This is a genomic window from Micromonospora sp. NPDC000121 (assembly GCF_042899165.1).
Lineage (GTDB): Bacteria > Actinomycetota > Actinomycetes > Mycobacteriales > Micromonosporaceae > Micromonospora.
In genome coordinates, this window is the sequence record NZ_JBIAZP010000004.1 from 260,372 (window position 1) to 280,743 (window position 20,372).

The window sequence follows — 20,372 nt, forward strand, 5'->3', positions numbered from 1 at the left end:
CTGGTTAGGCTGGGGTCCCCCCCCCGGTCGGCGTCGTGGTGTGCCGCCGGCCTGCCCCCATGAGGAGCGCCATGCAGCCCGCCGACGCCGCCCCGGCCGACACCGAGCCGTCCACGGCGGACCGGGCGGGCGCGACCGGCGAGGCGCGCGACGCGGGCGCCGTCGTCCCCCAGCCCCGGGCGGGCTCCGACCCAGGGGTTCCCGCAGTGCCGCAGCCCCGCACGGCGGCCGAGCCGGGCGCGGGCGCGGCCGGGACGCCGCCCGACGAGACCGACGCCCCGGCGGACGACCGGACGGCCGGCGGGCTCACCGAGCGGGAGCGGGGCATCCTCGCCTTCGAGCAGCAGTGGTGGCGGCACGCCGGCGCGAAGGAACAGGCCATCCGGGACACCTTCGGCCTCTCCGCCACCCGCTACTACCAGTTGCTGAACGCGCTGCTGGACAACCCGGCCGCGCTGGCCGTCGAGCCCGTGCTGGTCGGCCGGCTGCGTCGGCTGCGCTCCTCCCGGGCCCGCAACCGCCGCCGCTGACCGCTGTCGCGCGTCGCGGCCGGTTCCGTCCGGGTCGGTCGTTCCGGTCCGGTTTCCCGTCCTGCCCGGACCGGCGGGGCGGAATGTCGGCGAGCCGCGCGGGTAGGCGGCTGACGAACCCGGCCGTGTCCCGCGGCTGGTTCACGTTCCGGGCCGTGACCCTGCGGCCCGGGGCCGACGGAGGGAGCGGGCGATGACGGGAATCAACCCGAGCCGGCCACCGGACGGTGCGACCGGCACCGGGCAGCAGGCCCGGCAGCAGGCATCCCGGGTCGGGCACCACGCGGCCCAGGCCGGCGGGCAGGTCGCGCACGCGGCCGCGCAACAGGGCGGACAGGTCGCCTCCGAGGCTCGGCGGCAGGCGCGGAACCTGACCGGTGAGGCCGGTACGCAGTTGCGCGACCAGGCCCAGGCGCAGCAGCGGCGGGCCGCCGACGGGCTGCGCGGGATCGGGCGCGAACTCGGCTCGATGGCGGAGCGGAGCGAGGACTCCGGGATGGCCGCCCAGATGGTCCGCCGCGCGGCGGACGCCGCCCAGCAGGCGGCCGGCTGGCTCGACGAACGCGAGCCCGGGGCGGTGGTCGACGAGGTGCGGTCGTACGCGCGCCGGCACCCGGGGACCTTCCTGGCCGGCGCGGCCGTGGCCGGGATGCTCGTCGGGCGGCTCACCCGGAACCTCACCGCCTCCGGAGACGGGGCGCGGGGCGCCGGCCAGCCGTCGATGCCGCCGCCGGCCGCCGAGCCCGGGCCGCAGCCGTACGAGCGGACGGTCGAGGCGCCGTACATGGCAGAGGAGGCGTATCCGCGTACCGAGGCGTACCCGCGCGAGGAGGCGTACACCGGGATGGCCCGGGTGCGCAACGCCTCGCCGCCCGGCCGGCAGGGGCCGGACATTCCGGGCGGGGTGGCGCCGTGAGCGCCCCGGAGAAGGAGCGGACCCAGGCGTCGGTCGGCGACCTGCTCGGCGACGTGACCCGCGACGTCTCCACGCTGGTCCGCAAGGAGATCGAACTGGCCAAGGCCGAGTTGCGCGAGGAGGCGACCCAGGCGGGCAAGGCCGGCGGGATGTTCGGCGGCGCCGCACTGGCCGGCTTCCTGACGGTGCTGTTCGTGTCGTACGCGCTGTGGTGGGGGCTGTCGAACGTGATGGACCAGGGTTGGGCCGCGCTGGTCGTGGCCGTCATCTGGGCCGCGGTCGCCGGTGGCCTCCTCGCCAACGCGCGGACGAAGATGGCGCAGCTCCGCTCGGTGCTGCCCCGGACGAAACAGACCGCACGGGAGATGCCGAACGCGATGCGAGGCCGGTGAACCAGCCGGGAGGGAGCAGATCATGTCCAACGATCCGGACCGGATCCGGTGGGAGATCGAGAACACCCGTAACGAACTGAGTAGCGACGTCGACGCGCTGGCCGCGAAGGTCGACCCGCGACGGATCGCCGGTGAGCGCGTCGGGCAGGCCCGTGGCGTGCTCACCCGGGCCAGGGAGAAGGTGATGGGTGTGCAGTCGGACGGGCACGGCGCCGGTCAGCGCATGGCGCACGCGACCGGGTCGGCGCGGGCGTTCGGGGAGCAGTCCCGCGAGCAGATGTCGCAAGCGGCCATGTCGGTGCGGGACGAGGCCCGCTCGCTGGGGCAGCAGTCCCGCCAGCAGGCGCAGGGCAACCCCCTCGCCGCCGGCCTGATCGCCTTCGGCGCCGGGCTGCTGGTCTCGTCGCTGATCCCGCCCAGCCGGCCTGAACGGCAGTTGGCCGGGCAGGCCAGGGGCAAGGTGACCGAGCACTCCGGGCAGTTGCGCGAGCAGGCGAGCCAGGTCGGCCACCAGATGCGCGACAACCTGCGCGACAACCTGCGCGAGCCGGTGCGGCAGGCGGCGCAGTCGGTGGGCTCCACGGCAGCCGGGGGCGCGTCGGCCGTACGGGAGCAGGGCCGGTCGGCCGCCCACCAGGTGCAGGGGCAGGCACATGAGGCCGCCGACGACGTCCGTCGCCGCTGAGGCGACCCGGGTGGTCGGGGCGGCGCGGACGATGCGGGTACGCTCCGCGTCCGCGCCGCCACCCGGCCGGCCGGTCAACGAGGACCTGGTCTTCCGGTTCGGGCCGCTGGTCGGCGTGCTGGACGGCGCCACCGTGCCGGAGGGCTTCGACACCGGCTGCGTGCACGGGCCGTCCTGGTACGTCCGGCACCTCGCGGCCCGGCTCGGGCTGGCCGAGGCGATCCGCCCGACGGCCACGCTGATGAGCAACCTGGCGGCGGCGATCCTGGCCGTCCGGTCCGACCACGGCGACGAGTGCGACCTGGATCATCCGGGCACCCCGTCGAGCACGGTCTGCCTGCTGCGCGACGGCGGCGACCACCTCGACTACCTGGTGCTCTGCGACAGCCCGCTGGTGCTGGACGCCGGCGGGCGGGTGAGCGTGGTCACCGACGACCGGCTGGACGCCGCGATGGCGGAGGTGCGGGCCACAGTTGCGGCGGTGCCGGCCGGCCCGGCCGACCGGGCCACGCGGTTCCGGCAGGCGGTCGCGGTGCAGCGGGAGCGGATGAACCGGACCCACGGCTACTGGGTGGCGGCCGCCGACCCGGACGCGGCGTTCCACGCGGTGACCGGGACGCTGTCGCTGCGCGGTCCCGGTGCCGTCCGCCGGGCGGCGCTGCTCAGCGACGGCGCGTCGGCCGTGGTGGAGCAGTTCGGTCTCCTCGACTGGGCGGGGCTGCTGGACGTGGTGACCGCCGACGGCCCGGGCGCGCTGGTGGACCGGGTACGCGCCGCGGAGCGTGACCATCCGGACCGGCTTCGCCGGCACAAGCCCGCCGACGACGCCTCCGTGGTGCTCTGCGAGTTCGACGTCGACGCCCCGTGACCCCCGATGGCGGGGTGCCGGGGCGCCGTCGGGTGCCCGCCGACAGCGGAGCGTGAGGCGGAACACGGTGCGGTCCGACCGGCCGGTACCTTCCGCCGGACCGGCAGTCGGTGCCGGATGGGGTGGACTTGGGCCGGTGGGGGCGGCAGACTGCGGCACGTGGCGGGAACGGTCCGGTTGGAGCCGGTGGACGAGCGGAACCTGGAGCCGTTGCTCTCCGTAGCGGCTGCCGAGGCGGAGCCCGGCGACGTGATGCCGCCGGTGGAGGCTCCGGCGGGCTGGTCGCACGCCCGCCGGGAGGCGTTCCGCGAGTTCCACCGGGCGAGCTTCGCCGGCCTGGGCGGACCCACCGGCACCCAGATGTACGCGATCCTCGCCGGCGGCGAGGTGGTCGGCATGATCCGGATGAGCCGCCGCGACGAACCGGGCACCGTCGAGACCGGGATGTGGCTCGGCCGGTCCGCGCGGGGCCAGGGCGTCGGCCCGGCCGCCCTGCGCGAGTTGTTGAACGAGGCGGCGGCCGCCGGAATGCGGCTCGTGGTAGCGGAGACCACCGTCGACAATCACGGGGCGTTGTCGGTGCTCGCAAAGTGCGGGGCGAAATTGCGCGAGAGTGACGGTCGGGTGCACGCCGAGATATGCCTCGATTCGACGCCGCCCGCATTGTGACGGCCATTCGTTAATTCTTTCCGTTCTGGGGTTCTCGCTGCTCCTAGCGGCCTGACTGCCCGTTTTGCGCGATTGGTGAGGCCCGCGCCAGGGCTCCGTAAATGCTTCCGGAAAAAGGCGGAAAATGTTTCGCCGATAGGCCACCGGGTACTGCCCGCCGGGTCCGATTGAACGGGACACCTGATTGCGGTCCGGCACGTGCTGATCCCCGGTGGCCATTTTCGACCGCTGCCGTCAGGTGTCTCCCGCTCCGGGGAGCGAAGGAGAACTGATGAACAGCGGAGCACGAATCGGGCTCGCGGTGGGCTTCGGCTACCTGCTCGGCCGCCGGCGCAAGCTGCGTACCGCCCTCGTTCTGGCCGCCGCGGTCGCGGCCGGCCGCGCCAGCCGGGAGCCGGGCGGGCTGTTGAAGGCGGGCGGCAACCTGCTTCAGTCGTCCCCCCAGTTGGCCAACCTCGGTCGGCTCGGCGGACCGCTCGCCGCCGCCTCCAAGGCGGCTGCGACCGCCGCCGCCGGCAGCGGCATCGATGCGATCAGCGGCAAGCTGCGCGGCTCGGCCGACGCGCTGCGCCGCAAGGGCGGCGCCGCCGCGCCCGGCGGCGGGTCGGACGACGACCGGCCGGACCGGGACGCCGACGCCGACACCGACGCCGACCAGCGGGGGCGGTGACCATGGCGGACACGACGAACCCCGGCGGCCTCGGCGACAAGGTCCGGGGCCAGCTCGCCGGCGAGGCGCGGAACCTGGCGAGCGCCATCGGCGAACGCGCCGTGCAGGTGGTGACGGAGCGGATCACCGGCGCGACCGGACGCCTCAGCGACTACGCGAAGCAGGGCGGCGGTCCTGGGCTGATCGCCGCCGCGACGGGGGCGAAGAAGCTCGCCGAGGGCGGCTCGCCGGTGAAGGCGCTGGTCCATGCCGGGCTGGCCGGCGGTAAGGAGAAGGTGATGTCCGCGCTCGGCAGGAGCGGCAAGGGCGGCAAGGGCGGCGGGAAGAAGCTCAAGGTCACCAACATCGTGGAGGCGATCGAGGTCGGCGTGCCCGTCCGGGTCGCGTACGACCAGTGGACCCAGTTCGGCGACTTCCCGAGCTTCATGAAGAAGGTCGAGAACGTCGACACCGAGGCGGACGAGAAGCTGACCTGGAAGGCGCAGGTCTTCTGGTCGCACCGCACCTGGGAGTCGACCATCGTCCGGCAGATCCCCGACAAGCTCATCCACTGGCGCTCGAAGGGCGAGAAGGGCTCGGTCGACGGCACGGTCAGCTTCCACGAGCTGACGCCCGACCTGACCCGGATCCTGGTGGTGCTGGAGTACCACCCGCAGGGGCTCTTCGAGCACACCGGCAACCTGTGGCGCGCCCAGGGCCGCCGCGTCCGGCTGGAGCTGAAGCACTTCGTCCGGCACGTGATGACCCAGACCGTCCTCGACCCGGAGTCCGTGCAGGGCTGGCGGGGCGAGATCGAGGACGGGCAGGTGGTCAGGGACCACGAGACCGCCCTGCGCGAGGAACAGCAGGAGCGCGACCGGCGGGAGCGCCCCGAGCGGGAGCGCCCCGAGCGGGAGGAGCGTGCGCGACGGCGACCGGAGCGCGAGCCCGAACCGGAGCCGGAGGAGGAGGCCGAGGAGGCCGAGGAGGAGCCGCGCGCGGAGCGCCGGCCCGCCGAGCGTGGCCGCCGTCGGCCGCCGCAGCGGCGCCGTCCGGCCGAGGAGGAGTACGAGGACGAGTACGACGAGGGCGACTACGACGAGTACGAGGAGGAGCCGGAGGAGGAGCAGCCGCCGCCGCGTCGCCGCGCCCCGGAGCGGGCTCGCCGCCCGCAGCCGCGTGAGGAGTCCCGGCCCCGCGAGGAGCCCCGGCCGCGACGCGCCCCGGAGGCGCCCCGCCGACCCGTGGTCCGCCGTCGACGGGAGGAGCGGGAGTGACCATCGCAACGAGTGAGGGCCAGGCCGGCGGCGCGCTGGAGCGCGGCGGAGCGGGGTCCAACCTGGCCGACGTCGTCGAGACGGTGCTGGACAAGGGCGTGGTGATCGACGCGCAGGTGTCGGTCGCCGTGGTCGGCATCCAGTTGCTGGAGATCAACGCTCGGATCGTCATCGCCAGCGTGGAGACGTACCTGCGCTTCGCCGAGGCGGTCGACCGGTTCGACATCACGCCGAAGGGCCAGAAGGGGCTGCCCGACCTGGTGGAGGGCGCTTCCGGGGCGGTCGGCAAGGGCAAGGCCATGTCGGGCCTCGGCAAGGCGGCCCGGGAGATCAGCGGGGCGGTCGCCGACTCGCTCGGCGATCGGGAGACCGGTCGGGAGCGGGAGCGCCCCCGGCGGCGCCGGGACGAGGAGCGCTGAGGTGGCCGAGGAGACCGGACTGTTCATCTACGGCATCGTGCCCTCCGACGTGGAGCCGACCCCGGACGCCGCCGGGGTCGGCGACCCGCCCGGGGAGGTGGCGGCGATCCGGCACGGCGAGTTGGCCGCGCTGGTCAGCGAGGTGAGCCTGACCGAACCGATCGGCCGGCCGGCGGACCTGACCGCGTACCAGGAACTCGTGGACGGCACGGCGGAGGTGGCCCCGGTACTGCCCGTGCGTTTCGGCACGGTCGTCACCGGCCCCGACGCGGTGGCCGACCTGCTGGAGGCGCACCACGACCGGTTCGCCGCGGCCCTCGACGAGTTCGAGGGGCGGATCCAGTACGTCGTGCACGGCCGCTACCACGAGCCGGAGCTGATCGCGGAGATCCTGGCGGACGACCCGGCCGCGGCCGAGCTGGCCGACCAGGTGCGCGGGCAGCCGGAGGCGGCCACCCGGCCACAGCGCATCCGGCTCGGCGAGATCATCAGCCAGGCGGTGGAGCTGCGCCGCGAGGCGGAGAACCGGCAGCTCGTCGACACTCTCCGCTCGCTCGTCGTGGCGAGCGCGCCGCGACCGCCGAGCAACGAGTTGGACGCGGCGAACGCCGCCTTCCTGGTCGAGCGGGACCGGGAGGACGAGTTCGTCGCGGCCGTCGAGGAGTACGCCGAGCAGCGCCGGGAGCTGCTCCACACGCGCCTGCTCGGCCCGCTCGCGCCGTACGACTTCGTCAGCGCCCACCAGTTGGTGGAGTGACCGGTGGACATCCTCTGGACGCTGCTGACCCTGCCGTACGCGCCCGTGCGGGGGCTGACCGCCGTGGTCAAGGTGATCGCCCGGGAGGCGGAGTCGCGGCAGCGCAACCCGGTCGACGTCCGGCGGGAGCTGGAGGCGCTGGACGCCGCGGAGGCCGCCGGGGAGATCACCGCCGCGGAGCGGGACCGGGGGCAGCAGCAGGTGCTGGAGCGGCTGACCGGCGGTGCCCGCCGGCCCGCTCCGCCCCGGGCCGCCCCGGCCGGGCGTCGGCGGCCCCGCCGGGAGACCGGCACGGAACGGGCGCGGCGGGTGCCGCGCGACGGCGGCGAGGGAGGTGAGCGGCATGGCGGACCGGATCCGCGGCGACGGCGGTCGGGCGCGTAGGAACGAGCCGGACGACGACCGGTACGACGACGAGGAGGAGTACGACGAGGAGTACGTCGAACCGATCTCGGCCGCCGAGGCCGCCCGCGAGGGGATGCGGCAGATCGTCGAGCTGACCGGCCGGGACCCGGTGGGGACCACCTCGCTGAAGTCGGTGCGGGACGGCTGGCTGGTCGGGGTGGAGGTGATCGAGGATCGTCGGATCCCCGCCTCCACCGACCTGCTCGGCCTCTACGAGGTCGAGCTGGACCTGGAGGGCGGCCTGCTGGGCTACCGGCGGGTCCGGCGCTACCAGCGCGGGAAGGGCGAGGTGGGTTGAGATGACCGTGCAACCGCCATCGGTGGTGCAGAACTCGGGCCAGGTCCTGCCCGCCGGCCACGAGCCGGCCAACCTCGGCGACATCCTGGAACGGGTGCTCGACCGGGGCATCGTGATCGCCGGCGACATCCGGGTCAGCCTGCTCGACATCGAGCTGCTGACGCTCAAGCTCCGGCTGGTCATCGCCTCCGTCGACACGGCACGGCAGATCGGCATCGACTGGTGGGAGCACGACCCGTGGCTCAGCTCGCGGGCGAGGCCGCCGGTCGAGCCCGGCCCGCGGGACCCGGAGCAGGTGGAGGCGGAGCGTCGCCCACGGGTCGCCCGGCGCGCCGCCCGGAGGGAGGAGTGGGATGAGTTCGACGGTTGACCTCGCGCCCGGCGGCCCGGCCGCGCACCTGGACGCCGGGGTGTGGCTGCACGGCGTGACGCGGGAGGCGGACCCGGCCCTGCTCGCCGCGACCGCCGGGATGGACGGCACGCCGGTACGCGCGGTGCGGGCCGCCGGGCTGGTCGCCGTGGTCAGCACCGCGCCGCTGACCGAGTACGGCGAGGAGGCGCTGCGCCGCAACCTGGAGGACCTGGCCTGGCTGGAGCGCGCCGCCAGGGCGCACCACGCGGTGGTGGCGGCGCTGTCCCGGGCCGGCGCGGTGGTGCCCGCCCGGCTGGCCACCGTGCACCACGACGACGCCCGGGTGGCGGGCCAGCTCGTCGCCCGCCGGACCGAGCTGACCGCCCTCCTGGACCGGCTCACCGGCCGGGACGAATGGGGCGTCAAGGGCTACGTCGTGCCCGGCGCCACGCCCCGGGCGGCGGAGCCCGGGGGCTCCGGCGGGGCCGGGGCGGCGTACCTGCGGCGGCGCCGGGCCCAGCTCACCGCCAGGGAGGAGGGGCAGCGGATCGCCGCCGACGCCGCAGCCGCCGTGCACGCGGCCCTCGCCGGGCACGCGGTGGCCGCCCGGCGGCACCCGCCGCAGGACCGCCGGCTCTCCGGCGCGCCCACCGCCATGGTGCTCAACGGGGCGTACCTGGTCGGGCAGGAGGGGTTCGCCGCCTTCGGCCGGCTGGTCGACACCCTCGTCGGGCGGCACCCGGAGATCCGGTTGGAGCTGACCGGCCCGTGGCCGCCGTACTCCTTCGCCGAGGAGCGACCGCCCGAGCCGGCGCTCACCGTACGGGAGCCGGCGTGCTGACCGCCCCCGGGCCGGCGCGCCGACCGCCCCGGGGGCCGGCGTGGTGACCACCTCGCTCGCGCCGAGCAGCGCCGACGACCCGCTGGCCTACCGGCCGGTGGCGCTGGTGGACCTGCTGGACCGGGTCCTCGCCACCGGCGTGGTGATCAGCGGCGACATCACCATCGCCATCGCCGACGTCGACCTGGTCCGGATCTCCCTGCGCGCCCTGGTCGCCTCCGTCGGCGCGCTCGCCCCGCCCGAGCTGCGGGACGCCGCCGTGGACGAGGCGGCCTGGTCGCCGGGGGCACCGGCATGACCGCCCCGGACGGCGGCACGGACGCCCCGGGCGGCGTCGGCAACGCACGGGGCGGCGGCATCGTCGCCCGAGGCGCCGGGACCCGCCGGGACGAGGCCGCCGACCTGGCCGCCGCGCTCGGCGACACCCGGTGGCAGCCGCCCCGGGTGACCCCGCTGGACCGCCGGCTCGCGGTCGACCGGGACTCCGTCGAGCGGGGACTGGCCAGCCTCGTGCTCACCGTGATCGAGCTGCTGCGGCAGCTCATGGAGCGGCAGGCGCTGCGCCGCGTCGACCTCGGCGACCTCACCGAGGAGCAGGTCGAGCGGATCGGCACGACGCTGATGGCGCTGGAGGAGCAGATGACGGGGCTGCGCGAGTACTTCGGCCTGGCCCCCGAGGACCTCAACCTCGACCTCGGCCCGCTCGGCCCCCTGCTGCCCGAAGACTGACACATGGCGGGCCTTTCGTCGCCCAGGTCGGCGAGCGGGTCTGACCGACCGTGGCCGCGCGACGCCCGTCCCCACCCGGAGGCGGGCGTGTCGCGCACCCGAACGGCGCACCGCGACGGCTGACCGGACCGTACGCCGGTCAGCTGGCGCGCTTCTCGGCGTACGCCGCGAGCCAGGCGACCTGGACCGGGTCCAGGGAGGGGCGGACCCGGGAGCGGGCCGCCGCCACGTGCGCGGCGGTGACCGTGGAGGCGGTCAGCGACTCCCGCATGGCGGCCAGCGCCGCCTCCCGCACCAGCGCGGCGCAGTCCGCCGCCGAGAACCCGTCCAGCTCCGCGCCCAGCGCCGCCAGGTCCACCTCCGGGGCCAGCGGCACGTTCCGCGAGGCGGCGCGCAGGATCTCCGCCCGCGCCGGCCCGTCCGGCGGCGGCACGTAGACCAGCCGTTCCAGCCGCCCGGGGCGCAGCAGCGCCGGGTCCACCAGGTCGGGCCGGTTCGTCGCGCCGACCACCACCACGTTGCGCAGCGCCTCCACCCCGTCCAGTTCGGTGAGCAGCGCGGCGACCACGCGGTCGGTCGTACCGCCGTCGCTGGCCTGGCCGCGTACCGGCGCGAGCGCGTCCACCTCGTCGAGGAAGACCAGCGTGGGGGCCGCCTCGCGGGCCCGGCGGAACAGCTCGCGGACCGCGCGCTCGCTCTCGCCCACCCACTTCGACAGCAGCTCCGCCCCCTTGACCGAGAGCACGTTCGCCCGCCCCGACCCGGCCAGCGCGGTGACCAGGTAGGTCTTGCCGCAGCCCGGGGGGCCGTAGAGGAGCACCCCGCGCGGCGGCTGCACGCCGAGCCGGGCGAAGGTGTCCGGGTAGGTCAGCGGCCAGAGCACCGACTCGGTGAGTGTCTCCTTGACCTCCGTCAGGTCGCCCACGTCGTCGAGGGTCACCGCGGCCAGCTCCAGGGTGGACGCCGCCATGGTGGTCGGCCGGACCACCTCCAGGGCGGCGGCGAAGTCGGCCATCGCCACCGTCGGCGTCTCGGCCGACTTCTGCCGCAGCGCCGCGCGCACCCCGGCCTCGCGCACCAGCGCGGCCAGGTCGGCGGCGACGAAGCCGGGGGTACGCCCGGCGACCTCGTCGAGCCGTACGTCCTCGGCGAGCGGGACCTGCCGGGTCAGCACGGTCAGCTGTTCCCGGCGCAGCGCCGGGTCCGGCAGCGGGACGCCGATCCGCAGCGAGAGCAGGTCCGGGGCGCGCAGCGCCGGGTCGACGGCCTCGGGCCGGCCGGTGGTGCAGACCACCGCCGCGCCGGCCCGGACGGTCTCGGCGACCACCTGGCGGAAGACGGTGGCCACCGGTCCCGGGCCGTCGGCCGGCGCGAGCGCCTCCACGTCGGTCACCAGCAGCACCGCCGGGCCGCCCGCCTGCGTCTCGGCCGCCGCCGCGCGCAGCCGCTCGGCGGCGGCCTGGTTGGTCAGCGCGGCCAGCTCGGGGGCCCAGAGCGGGCAGACCCGGGCCCCGACCCGGGCGGCCACCGCGCGCACCAGCGCCGCCTTGCCGGACCCGGCCGGCCCGGCGACCAGCACGCCCAGCGAGACGGTGGTGCCCAGCCGGCCGAGCACCTCGCGGTGGTGGAAGCCGAGGTCGAGCAGCTCGGTCAGCTCCTCGGCCTGGGACCGCAGCCCGGGCAGCTCGTCCACCGACGGCGCGGCCTCCTCGTCCGCCTCTCGGGCGCCGTCGCCCGCCCCGCTCCGGCCGGTGACGTCCGCTCCGGCCGGGCCCGTGACGCCCGTGCCGGCCGGCCCGCCGGTGCGCGGATCCGCCGTGCCGACGTCCGCCGGGCGGGGTCGGCCCCCCGGGGTGCTGCCGGGTCCGGCGGCCCGACCGGGCCCGTCCGTCGCCCCGGCGTCCCGGGCGCCCGGCGAGCCCGCCGTGCCGGCGGAGCCGTGGGTCGCCGGGCCGTGGTCCCAGCCGACCACGGTGTCCATGGTGACCAGGGAGCCGGTGCCGGGCTCGACGGCGACCACCGTGAGCAGGGTGCTGGTCCAGGCGTAGCCGACGCTGTTGGAGAGGCTGCGGCGGGCGGCCTCCACCAGGCTGCGTACCGAGGCGTCGGGCAGGACGTCCTGCGGCAGCAGCGACACGTCGTCGCCGGTCGTCACCACCTTGCCGAGCAGCGCCAGCCGGAGCATCTCGGGGGAGACCACGGCGGCGACCGGCGCCGGCCCGGCGAGGACCACGCGGCGGGCCGCGGTGACCGGGAGGGGGCTCACGGTCACCTGACCGCCGTCGCGGACGCCGAGGTTGCCCAGCATCAGGTCGTCGGCGTGGAGCAGGGCGGTGCTCGCGGTCGGGTCGGCCGCGACGATGCCGGCGGTCACCCGGCGCCCGGCCAGGCGCACCGGGTCGCCCGGGCGCAGCGCCAGCGCGGTGAGCACCTCCGGGTGCAGCCGGACGATGCCCCGTCGGGCGTCCAGCGCGGCCGGCCGCAGGCTCGCGGTCAGGGTCAGGTCGGGTTCCGCCACCGCCCGACCCTAGCCGCCGCCGTCACCCCGCGCCCGGCTCCGGCCGCTCCCCGGCCCGGGGTGCGCCGTCACGGGGCGGGTGGCCGTCGTCCAGCAGGGACGGGTTGCGGCGGAGCAGCTCGGTCAGCCGCGCCGCAGGGTCGGCGCCCAGCCCCTCCCGGCCGGGCGTCCAGGCCGGCACCGCCTTGCCCGACACCGGCCACGCCGGCGGCGGTACGGCGGGGGCCTCCGCGCCGACCGTCACGCCCGTGCCGGTCCAGGCGACCCGTAGCCGGTACGTCTTCCCGTCGTGCTCGACCCGGGCGGTGACCGCCGTGCCGGGGTGGCCCGCCACCACCCGGCGGACGGCCTCGGCGACCTCCGCCACCGGGTCGCGGCGCTCGGCGGCCCGTCGGGCGTCGGCCCAGCCGGGCCCGGCGTTGCGGGCCTCACCCCGGCCGTCGGCGAGCTGCTCCGGGTGCGACGTGCGGGCCCGGCCGCGCGCCCGTACGGCCCCGTCCGGCGCTGCCGGCGGTGCGGCGGCATCCCCGTCCGCCGCCCCGCCCTGCTCGGCGGCCCGCCGGCGCAGCGCCTCCTCGCGCCGGGCCAGCCGGGCCAGTGTCTCGTCCAGTCCACCTCTCATCACGACCACCCTTCGCGTGGTACGGGTCGAATCGCCGATCGGCTCGGGGCATCCCGCCCGGTTGGTCCGGTCCGGCGCGCAAGTTCAGGACGACCAGCGGGGCGTCCCGGCGGAGGCGGGGGATCGGTGGGTTGTGGGGCGCCGACGGTGAGTCCCGTGCACCGGACTGGAAAACTAACCGACCAGCGCGTAGCTCTTCCGGTCGTCGAACGGTCAGCTTTCCGTCATGAAGCGCGATGTGACCGCTCGTTCACGGGTTCGGCACGGTGCGTGCGACGCCGCAGCACGACATGGCGGGATCGGGGCGGATTTCCGCGGAACATCGGAATTCACGTGATCCGAAGTCATCTCCCTGGGACGGTCTCAACCCGCGGCGGTCGCACGGGTCCCGCCGCCGATCGGACCGACCGGACGGCCGTACGGAGGATCTCAGCCAACGCTCAGGATTCGGGCCGTACCGTGTGCCGCATGAGATCGCCGATGTCGGCCGCGTGGATCCGGCGTGCCCTGCCCACCCGCCGGCGCGCGGTCGCCGCGGCGGGGGTCGTCGTGCTGCTCGCCGCCGCCGTGACCTGGGCGGTGGTGCCGCAGGGGCCGGACGTCCGCGCCGAGTCGGCGATGCTGACCGTCCGCTCCGGACCGGCCGGCGACCAGCCCGTCGACCTGGACACCACGCTCTTCCTGCCGGAGGGCGCCTCGGCGGCGAGCCGGGTGCCGGCCGTGTTGCTGGCCCACGGCTTCGGCGGCACCAAGGAGTCCGTCCGCGCCGACGCCGAGGAGTTCGCCGGGCGCGGCTACGCGGTGCTCACCTGGACCGCGCGCGGCTTCGGCCGCAGCGGCGGGCAGATCCACCTGGACCACCCCGACTACGAGGTCCGGGACGCCCAGCGCCTGCTGGACTGGCTCGCCGCCCGCCCCGAGATCCGCACCGACGCCACCGGCGACCCGAGGGTCGGCGTCGTCGGCGGCTCGTACGGCGGCGGCCTCGCGCTGCTGCTCGCGGCGCAGGACCAGCGCGTCGACGCGATCGTCCCGATGATCACCTGGCACGACCTGTCCCGCTCCTTCCTTCCGGAGAGCACCGGGAAGCAGCCCACCGAGGGCGTGTTCAAGTCCGGCTGGGCCGGGCTCTTCTTCGGCGGCGGCGGCAACGTCGGCTCCGGGCCGGCGGGGCTCTCCGGGGTCAGCGCCGCCCAGCCCGAGGGGGCGCCCGCCTCCGCCGGCCCGCCCAGCCCGGGGCCGGGCGCCGGCCCGGGAACCGGCCCGGGGCAGGCTCCGGCCGGGGCCGCCGACCCGGCGTGCGGCCGGTTCGCCGCCGACATCTGCGCCGCGTACCTGCGGATCGCCACCACCGGCCGGGCCGACCAGGCCGCCGTGGACCTGCTGCGCCGGTCCAGCCCGGCCGGGGTGCTCGACCGGATCAAGGCGCCGACCCTGCTGGTGCAGGGCGAGGCGGACACCCTCTTCCCGCTCGGCGAGGCGGACGCCAACGCGCGCGGCATCGCCGCCGCCGGCACGCCCGTCCGGGTGGCCTGGTTCACCGGCGGCCACGACGGCGGCGAGGGGCCGAAGACCGACTCGGACCGGGTGAAGTTCCTGACCGTGCAGTGGCTCGACCACCACGTCAAGGGCGAGGGCGAGGCCCCGGGAGACGACTTCACCTGGTCCCGCATCGCCGGCTTCGACGCCCTCGACCGGGGCCTGGTGGCCACCGGCTACCGCACCGCCGACTACCCGGGCGTCGCCGGCACGGCCCGCCGCGACGTCCCGGTGGCCGGCCCGGCCCAGCCGGTCGCCAACCCGCCGGCCGGCAACCCGGCGGCCATCTCCTCGGTGCCCTTCGCCGGTGAGTTGTCGTCCCTGCTCGGCGGCGTCGCCGGGGACATCCCCGGCCAGCACGCCCGGTTCGAGTCGGAGCCGCTGACCGAGGCGGTGGACGTGGTGGGCGCGCCGACCGTGGACGTCCGGGCGGCGTCGCCGACCGGCGAGGCGGTGCTCTTCGTCAAGCTCTACGACGTCGACCCCAACGGCGCGGCCACCCTGCCCAACGGTCTGGTCGCCCCGGTCCGGCTCACCGGCCTGCCGCGCGAGATCGAGGCGGCGCAGCCGGTCACCGTCACGCTGCCGGCCATCGTCCGTCGCGTCGAGGCGGGGCACCGGCTGCGCGTCGTGGTGGCGACCTCCGACCAGGCGTACGCCACCCCGGTCGAGCCCGCCGTCCACACCGTCGCGGTCGGCGGCGCGGTCAGCCTGCCGGCCGTCGCCGGCGACCCGATCCCCACCGCCGCCACGGTGTGGCGCTGGGTGCTGGTCGGGCTGGTCGCCGCGATCGCGGTCGGGCTCGTCGTGGTCGTGACCGTGGCCCGCCGCCGGCACCGCCGCCAGGACAGCTCCGTGCACCCGGCGTACGCGGGCGTCCCGCTCGCCGTGCGACAGCTCCGCAAGGAGTACGCGGACGGCTTCGTCGCGGTCTCCAACGTGGACTTCGAGGTGCACCCCGGCCAGGTCGTCGGCCTGCTCGGCCCGAACGGCGCGGGCAAGACCACCACGCTGCGGGTGCTGATGGGTCTGACCCAGCCCACGGCCGGCGAGATCTACGTCTTCGGGCACCGGCTGGTGCCCGGCTCGCCGGTGCTGTCCCGGATCGGCGCGCTGGTCGAGGGACCGGGCTTCCTGCCGCACCTGTCCGGCCTGGAGAACCTGAGGGCGTACTGGCGGGCCACCGGGCGGCCGGCCGAGGACGCGCACTTCGACGAGGCCCTGGAGATCGCCGGTCTGGGCGCCTCCGTCCACCGGAAGATCAAGAACTACAGCCACGGCATGAAGCAGCGCCTCGCCATCGCGCAGGCCATGCTCGGCCTGCCCGAACTGCTGGTGCTGGACGAACCGACCGACGGGCTCGATCCGCCGCAGATCGCCGAGATGCGCCGGGTGCTCCAGCGCTACGCCACCGACGGCCGCGCGGTGCTGGTCTCCAGCCACCTGCTGGCCGAGGTGGAGCAGACCTGTACGCACGCGGTGGTGGTGAACAAGGGCCGGATCGTCGCCTCCGGCCCGGTCGAGGAGATCGTCGGCGAGTCGCCGAGCGTGCTCTTCGACGTGACCGACCCGGCGGCCGCCCGGGCGGTGCTGGACGGGCTGCACGGGGTACGGGTGCTCCCTGACGGCGAGGGCCAGCTCGTGGTGGACACCAACGGGACCGCCCGCAGCGAGGTGGTCGCCGAGCTGGTCCGGGCCGGCATCGGGGTGGATCGGGTGGTGCCGCGGCGCCGCCTGGAGGACGCGTTCCTCGCCCTGGTGGGCGAGAACTCTCGGGGAAGCGGGGACCGGTGATGGCGGGGACCTCACCCACGGTGGGCGCGGCGGCGGGCTACCGGCCGTCGGCCACCCTGCCGTTCGGCGCCGAGTTCCGGCGGCAGGCCGCCCGGCGGCGTACGCAGCTCGCGCTCGGGTTCATGGTCCTGCTGCCGCTGATCATCCTGATCGCCTTCCAGTTCGACACGGGCGACGACGACGACAACGGGCGCGGGGAGTTCGGCAGCCTGGTCGAGTTCGCCACCTCGGGCGGGCTGAACTTCACGCTGTTCACCATCTTCGTCTCGGCGTCGTTCCTGCTGGTCGTGGTGGTGGCGCTGTTCTTCGGGGACACGGTGGCCAGCGAGGCGAGCTGGGGCAGCCTGCGCTACCTGCTCGCGGTGCCGGTGCCCCGGGCCCGACTTCTGACGGTGAAGTTGCTGGTCGCGCTCGTCTACTCGGCGTTGGCGCTGCTGCTGCTCGCCGGCACGGCCCTGCTGATCGGCACGCTGCGCTACGGCTGGGAGCCGCTGCGCAGCACGGTCGCCGCCCAGCTCGAGCCGGGGGAGGGACTGCTGCGGCTGCTGGGCGTGCTCGGCTACCTGGCCGTCGTACTCCTGGTGGTCGCCGGCCTGGCGTTCCTGCTGTCGGTGGTCACGGACGCCGCGCTCGGCGCGGTCGGCGGCGCGGTGCTGCTGTGGATCCTCTCCAGCATCCTCGACCAGATCACGGCGCTCGGCGCGCTGCGCGCGTTCCTGCCGACCCACTACGCCACCGCCTGGCTGGGCCTGCTGTCGACGCCGGTGCAGACCGACGACGTGGTACGCGGCGCGATCTCGGCGATCAGCTACGCGACGCTGTTCTGGGGTCTCGCCTTCTGGCGCTTCACCCGCAAGGACGTCACCAGCTGAGGCGTCGGACGCTCACGGCAGCGGCACGGAGCTGCTCGGCGCCGAGGTGTCCGGCAGCGGCCGGGTCGGCGCCGGGGCGGTCGCCATCTTCTTCCAGGCGCTGACCCCGATCCGGCCCGTGTTGCCGAGATCGATCGGTCCGTCCAGGTCGACGACCTGCGCGGGCCGGCCGGCGGCGGGCGCGACCTCCAGGCGCTCGCCGTTGGTGGCGACGACCGTCGGGTCGGTGACCAGGTTGCGCCAGAGCACGGCGGCCCCGGCCCGTTCGCCGGGCCGCAGGGTCAGCGGTCGGGGCGGGGCGTCGAAGCCCGGCGTGATCTCCTTGGCGCCGTTGACCACCCGGACCGGTATCGGGTTGCCGTCGCCGTCGTGCAGACGCAGCGCCGGGTAGCCGTTCAGCGGGTAGGGCTCCGTGCCGCAGTTGACCAGCTCCAGCCCGAGGGCCCGCAGGCCCATCGCGGCGTCGGAGCCCGGCGAGCTGATCCGAACGCCGGATTCCGGGCATTTGGCGGCGGGGGCGCCCCCGGAACCCGGCGTTGGCGCGCCCGCTCCCGGCATCCTGCTCGGTGCCGGATCGGCCGACGGCGGTTCGGTCGCCGGGGAGCAGGCGCCGAGCAGGACGAGGCCGGCCATCGCGACCCCGAGCGCCCGTGCCGGTCCTGGAACTCCACCGCGCGAGCACGGTACGGGTCGGTGCGCGGGGGTCGCCATCGCCTGATCATCGCACCGGTGTGTCGCCGAGCCTCGGACACGCGGGCCGGCGGACGCCGGCGGCGCTGTTCGAGCTGCCCCACCTGAGGGACCGGCCGGACCGGGCCACCCCGCGCGGTGCCTGTCGAGCTGAATCGTCTACGACATCACCCGTCCCCAACGTGGGCGAGGTGATCGGTGTGCGAACCCAGGCGGCGCCGAGCGGTCTGTAAGGGCGTGGCGCCTGTGAGTGAGAATCGGGGGTATGCCCACTCCGCCCGCCGTGCCGCAGCCTGAGCCGCCCGCCGAGCCGTCGCCCGTGCCACCGGCTGAGCCGTCGATGTCCCCGTCCGCGCCGTCGTCCGCGCCATCGTCTGCGCCGTCGTCCGTGCCGGCGGCTGTGCCGTCGTCCACCTCCCTGCCCGCACCGCCACCGGAGCAGCCGTCCGGGCGGGAGCCCGGGCCGAAAGCCTGGGCCGTGCTGGCCGATGAACGGCTGCCCGGGTTTCGCGGGCTTCCGCCGAGGCAGCGTGCGGTGTACGTGACCGCCGCCGCCGTCATCGTCGTGGTCGGCGTGCTGTTCGCCTACCACGCCAACTTCTTCCTGGACCGGTCGACGGCCACCGATCGGGCCCGCTCGGACAAGCAGGCCCAGAAGGCGGTCGACCGGGAGCAGCCCGCGTTCGTGTCCACCGTGACTCCCCTCGACTACGGCCAGTACCTGCCCGAGGCCTTCAGCGTGCTGCTCGACCGGCCCCTGACCGAGGGCGAGCAGGCCACCCTCACCGCCCTGAACGGCGACGCGTCGCGCGTGTGGGAGTTCCTGAAGCCGCTCGGCGGCCGGGTCGTCGAGCATGCGTCCTATGTGGCGCCGCTGGAGGACGGCAACGAGAATCGCGGCCATGCCCAGACGTTCGACCTGAACCTGAACAGCGACCGCGCTGCCGGGCTCACGATCAACAACATGACTGCCGTCAAGGACTCGTGCCGGGCACCCACCGCGCAGACCGTCGTCACCATCCCCCCGGCGGGTGCCGAGTCCCGGCAGGGCCTGCTGTGGGACCTGACCGGTGGGCCGACGGACAAACCGCGCGGCCCGTACGTCCTGGACGAGGGCGAGCCGCACGAGGGCCAGTTGTACTTCCGCCGCAACGTCGTCGAACTGGGCAACGGTCAGTCGAACATGGCGTTCCGTATCCAACCCGAGGTGTCGACCCACACGTGCGAGTGGCACATCGTCGCCTCGTACACCGACACGACCGGTTCCCACGAGCAACGCATCCCGAGCGGCACGGGCACGTTCACCACCGAGGCCATCCCGTCGCAGCCCGTGCAGTACTTCGAGCGCGTACCGGCCTCGGGGTGGGGCTGCCTCGGCGAGGTGAGTCAGCAGGGTTGCACGGCCACCGAATTCGTACGGCTACCGAGGCCACCAGCCCGCCGAGGGGGCCCGAGCTGAGGCGGCCGGTCGCAAGGTCGTCTGCTCGGTACGACCATAGGCGGGGCGTCAGCGGGAACGGGGCCTGCGCTTGCGGGTGGGGGAGTCGGGGGAGTCGGGAGAGTCCGCCGTGGTGCCGGAGTCGGCGCTGTCCCCGTCGCCCGACGCCCCGGTCACCCGGGCGTCGGTGTGGCTCAGCTCGGCCAGCGTCGTGCCCCTGAGCTGGTAGACGGCGGTGCGCCGGATGCTCAGCTCCGCCATCGGGGCGTTCGCGGGCCGAGTCAGGTAGACGACCGTCGCCCTGCCGTCGCGCACGCTGACGCTCTCCACCGGCGTACGGTCGCCGAGGTCGACCTGGGCCTGGTAGTCCGGCTCGCCCTCGACGTTGCGCCAGGCGGCGAAGGTGAAGAAGCGGCCGGTGCCGCCGCCGTCGAGCACGATCACGCCGACCGCGTCGTCCGCCCCGTCGCCGTCGAGGTCGCCCACGGCGCACGGCTGCTGCAACTCCACCGTCGTGCCGTTCCGGTCGGACCAGCGGCCGTTCACGAGGCGGATCGGGTCGGCGTACCCCCGGTAGCGGACCTTCCCGCTGCCGACCCGGGTGTCGCGCAGCTCGGCGCAGGTGAGCTGGTCGGCCGCGCGGCGGGGGGTCGGGGTCGCCTGCGTGGCCGAGGTGCCGGACGGCCGGTCGGCGGACCGGTTCCGCTTCTTCCGGCTGCCCGAGGAGCAGGCGGTGGTGAACACCAGCGCGCAGGCGAGGGAGAGCGCCACCACCGGGACGAGCTTGCGACGCATCGCGCGGTTCCTTTCCGTCAACGAGCCCGCACGGTAGCGGGTCTCCGCCAGCCCGAACGGCAGTGGGCCGCGTCACCATGTGAGCGCTCCCGCACAGGCGGGCAGCTCACAGCGTGGGATCTGTCGTCGGCCCGGGCGGCGACAGCGCTTAGACTCGGCGGAACAACTGCATACCTCATCCAGAGGGGCTGAGGGATACGGCCCGACGACGCCCCGGCAACCACCCCGCGCGCTCACCGCAGAGCGACCGGCGGGGCAGGTGCCAATTCCGTCCCCGCCGCAGAGCGCGATGCGGGGAAAGATGAGAGGAATCTCGA

20 protein-coding genes, 3 pseudogenes and 1 riboswitch are annotated in these 20,372 nt (G+C 75.4%); of the genes and pseudogenes, 19 read left to right on the forward strand and 4 right to left on the reverse strand.

The annotated features are described in order from the left end of the window. Nucleotides 1-59: 59 nt before the first annotated feature. The 16 genes and pseudogenes from ACFY23_RS14685 (at nt 60) to ACFY23_RS14760 (ending at nt 9,787) form a co-directional block, all read left to right on the forward strand. Entirely contained in the window at nt 60-530 is a 471-nt protein-coding gene (locus ACFY23_RS14685) for a DUF3263 domain-containing protein (protein ID WP_350685715.1), read from the forward strand. Between the two features lie 193 nt (nt 531-723). Further along, the gene (locus ACFY23_RS14690) at nt 724-1,446 is read left to right on the forward strand and encodes a hypothetical protein (RefSeq protein ID WP_350685717.1); all 723 of its coding nucleotides are present in this window, start codon (nt 724-726) and stop codon (nt 1,444-1,446) included. Beyond that, nucleotides 1,443-1,838 (forward strand): phage holin family protein, encoded by a 396-nt coding sequence (locus ACFY23_RS14695; RefSeq protein ID WP_350685718.1) that lies wholly within the window; start codon nt 1,443-1,445, stop codon nt 1,836-1,838. The genes ACFY23_RS14690 and ACFY23_RS14695 overlap by 4 nt, the downstream gene beginning before the upstream one ends. Before the next feature lie 22 nt (nt 1,839-1,860). Further along, complete coding sequence (locus tag ACFY23_RS14700) at nt 1,861-2,523, forward strand: DUF3618 domain-containing protein (protein ID WP_350685720.1); 663 nt, start codon at nt 1,861-1,863, stop codon at nt 2,521-2,523. Then, nucleotides 2,492-3,391, forward strand: coding sequence for a hypothetical protein (locus ACFY23_RS14705; protein ID WP_350685722.1), 900 nt, complete (start codon nt 2,492-2,494; stop codon nt 3,389-3,391). The genes ACFY23_RS14700 and ACFY23_RS14705 overlap by 32 nt, the downstream gene beginning before the upstream one ends. A 159-nt stretch (nt 3,392-3,550) precedes the next feature. Next, nucleotides 3,551-4,060 carry a GNAT family N-acetyltransferase gene (locus ACFY23_RS14710; RefSeq protein WP_350685723.1) on the forward strand — a complete coding sequence of 170 codons (510 nt, stop codon included), beginning with the start codon at nt 3,551-3,553 and terminating at the stop codon, nt 4,058-4,060. A gap of 271 nt (nt 4,061-4,331) precedes the next feature. Further along, complete coding sequence (locus ACFY23_RS14715) at nt 4,332-4,730, forward strand: hypothetical protein (RefSeq protein WP_350685724.1); 399 nt, start codon at nt 4,332-4,334, stop codon at nt 4,728-4,730. Nucleotides 4,731-4,732: 2 nt separating this feature from the next. Beyond that, nucleotides 4,733-5,986 (forward strand): SRPBCC family protein, encoded by a 1,254-nt coding sequence (locus tag ACFY23_RS14720; RefSeq protein ID WP_350685725.1) that lies wholly within the window; start codon nt 4,733-4,735, stop codon nt 5,984-5,986. 2 nt (nt 5,987-5,988) lie between these two features. Then, a pseudogene (gene gvpJ, locus ACFY23_RS14725) lies at nt 5,989-6,198 on the forward strand (gas vesicle protein GvpJ); the annotation flags it as partial. Nucleotides 6,199-6,406: 208 nt separating this feature from the next. After that, nucleotides 6,407-7,162 carry a GvpL/GvpF family gas vesicle protein gene (locus ACFY23_RS14730; protein ID WP_350685727.1) on the forward strand — a complete coding sequence of 252 codons (756 nt, stop codon included), beginning with the start codon at nt 6,407-6,409 and terminating at the stop codon, nt 7,160-7,162. 3 nt (nt 7,163-7,165) lie between these two features. Beyond that, nucleotides 7,166-7,546 (forward strand): gas vesicle protein GvpG, encoded by a 381-nt coding sequence (locus ACFY23_RS14735; protein WP_350685729.1) that lies wholly within the window; start codon nt 7,166-7,168, stop codon nt 7,544-7,546. Then, nucleotides 7,506-7,865 (forward strand): gas vesicle protein, encoded by a 360-nt coding sequence (locus ACFY23_RS14740; RefSeq protein WP_350685730.1) that lies wholly within the window; start codon nt 7,506-7,508, stop codon nt 7,863-7,865. The genes ACFY23_RS14735 and ACFY23_RS14740 overlap by 41 nt, the downstream gene beginning before the upstream one ends. A gap of 46 nt (nt 7,866-7,911) precedes the next feature. Beyond that, a pseudogene (gvpJ, locus tag ACFY23_RS14745) lies at nt 7,912-8,064 on the forward strand (gas vesicle protein GvpJ); the annotation flags it as partial. Between the two features lie 154 nt (nt 8,065-8,218). Further along, entirely contained in the window at nt 8,219-9,058 is an 840-nt protein-coding gene (locus ACFY23_RS14750) for a GvpL/GvpF family gas vesicle protein (RefSeq protein ID WP_350685732.1), read from the forward strand. Between the two features lie 40 nt (nt 9,059-9,098). Next, nucleotides 9,099-9,356 carry a gas vesicle protein gene (locus tag ACFY23_RS14755; protein ID WP_350685733.1) on the forward strand — a complete coding sequence of 86 codons (258 nt, stop codon included), beginning with the start codon at nt 9,099-9,101 and terminating at the stop codon, nt 9,354-9,356. Next, complete coding sequence (locus ACFY23_RS14760) at nt 9,353-9,787, forward strand: gas vesicle protein K (protein WP_350685734.1); 435 nt, start codon at nt 9,353-9,355, stop codon at nt 9,785-9,787. Before ACFY23_RS14755 ends, ACFY23_RS14760 begins: the two co-directional genes overlap by 4 nt. 139 nt (nt 9,788-9,926) lie before the next feature. On the opposite strand, the gene ACFY23_RS14765 is transcribed toward ACFY23_RS14760, so the two are convergent. Both ACFY23_RS14765 and ACFY23_RS14770 read right to left on the reverse strand, forming a co-directional pair. Then, entirely contained in the window at nt 9,927-12,305 is a 2,379-nt protein-coding gene (locus ACFY23_RS14765; RefSeq protein ID WP_350818958.1) for an AAA family ATPase, read from the reverse strand. A 22-nt stretch (nt 12,306-12,327) separates the two neighbouring features. Beyond that, a complete protein-coding gene (locus ACFY23_RS14770; RefSeq protein WP_350818959.1) occupies nt 12,328-12,927 on the reverse strand; it encodes a hypothetical protein in 600 nt (199 codons plus the stop codon). A 468-nt stretch (nt 12,928-13,395) separates the two neighbouring features. Here ACFY23_RS14770 and ACFY23_RS14775 point away from each other — a divergent pair, with 468 nt between their 5' ends. Then, nucleotides 13,396-16,260: an alpha/beta fold hydrolase gene (locus ACFY23_RS14775; protein WP_350818961.1), complete on the forward strand. Its 2,865-nt coding sequence runs from the start codon at nt 13,396-13,398 to the stop codon at nt 16,258-16,260. Then, nucleotides 16,178-17,132 (forward strand): annotated as a pseudogene (locus tag ACFY23_RS14780) (ABC transporter permease). Before ACFY23_RS14775 ends, ACFY23_RS14780 begins: the two are co-directional and overlap by 83 nt. A gap of 12 nt (nt 17,133-17,144) precedes the next feature. Here the strand turns inward: ACFY23_RS14780 and ACFY23_RS14785 are convergent. Further along, a complete protein-coding gene (locus ACFY23_RS14785) occupies nt 17,145-17,843 on the reverse strand; it encodes a DUF4232 domain-containing protein (RefSeq protein ID WP_350686169.1) in 699 nt (232 codons plus the stop codon). A 514-nt stretch (nt 17,844-18,357) separates the two neighbouring features. On the opposite strand from ACFY23_RS14785, the gene ACFY23_RS14790 reads away from it, so the two are divergent. Beyond that, on the forward strand, nt 18,358-19,281 hold the full coding sequence (locus tag ACFY23_RS14790) for a hypothetical protein (RefSeq protein ID WP_350686170.1): 924 nt from the start codon (nt 18,358-18,360) through the stop codon (nt 19,279-19,281). A 48-nt stretch (nt 19,282-19,329) separates the two neighbouring features. Here the strand turns inward: ACFY23_RS14790 and ACFY23_RS14795 are convergent, their stop codons facing one another. Next, nucleotides 19,330-20,055 carry a hypothetical protein gene (locus ACFY23_RS14795; RefSeq protein ID WP_350686172.1) on the reverse strand — a complete coding sequence of 242 codons (726 nt, stop codon included), beginning with the start codon at nt 20,053-20,055 and terminating at the stop codon, nt 19,330-19,332. 172 nt (nt 20,056-20,227) lie between these two features. After that, nucleotides 20,228-20,363, forward strand: a riboswitch (SAM riboswitch). Nucleotides 20,364-20,372 lie beyond the last annotated feature (9 nt).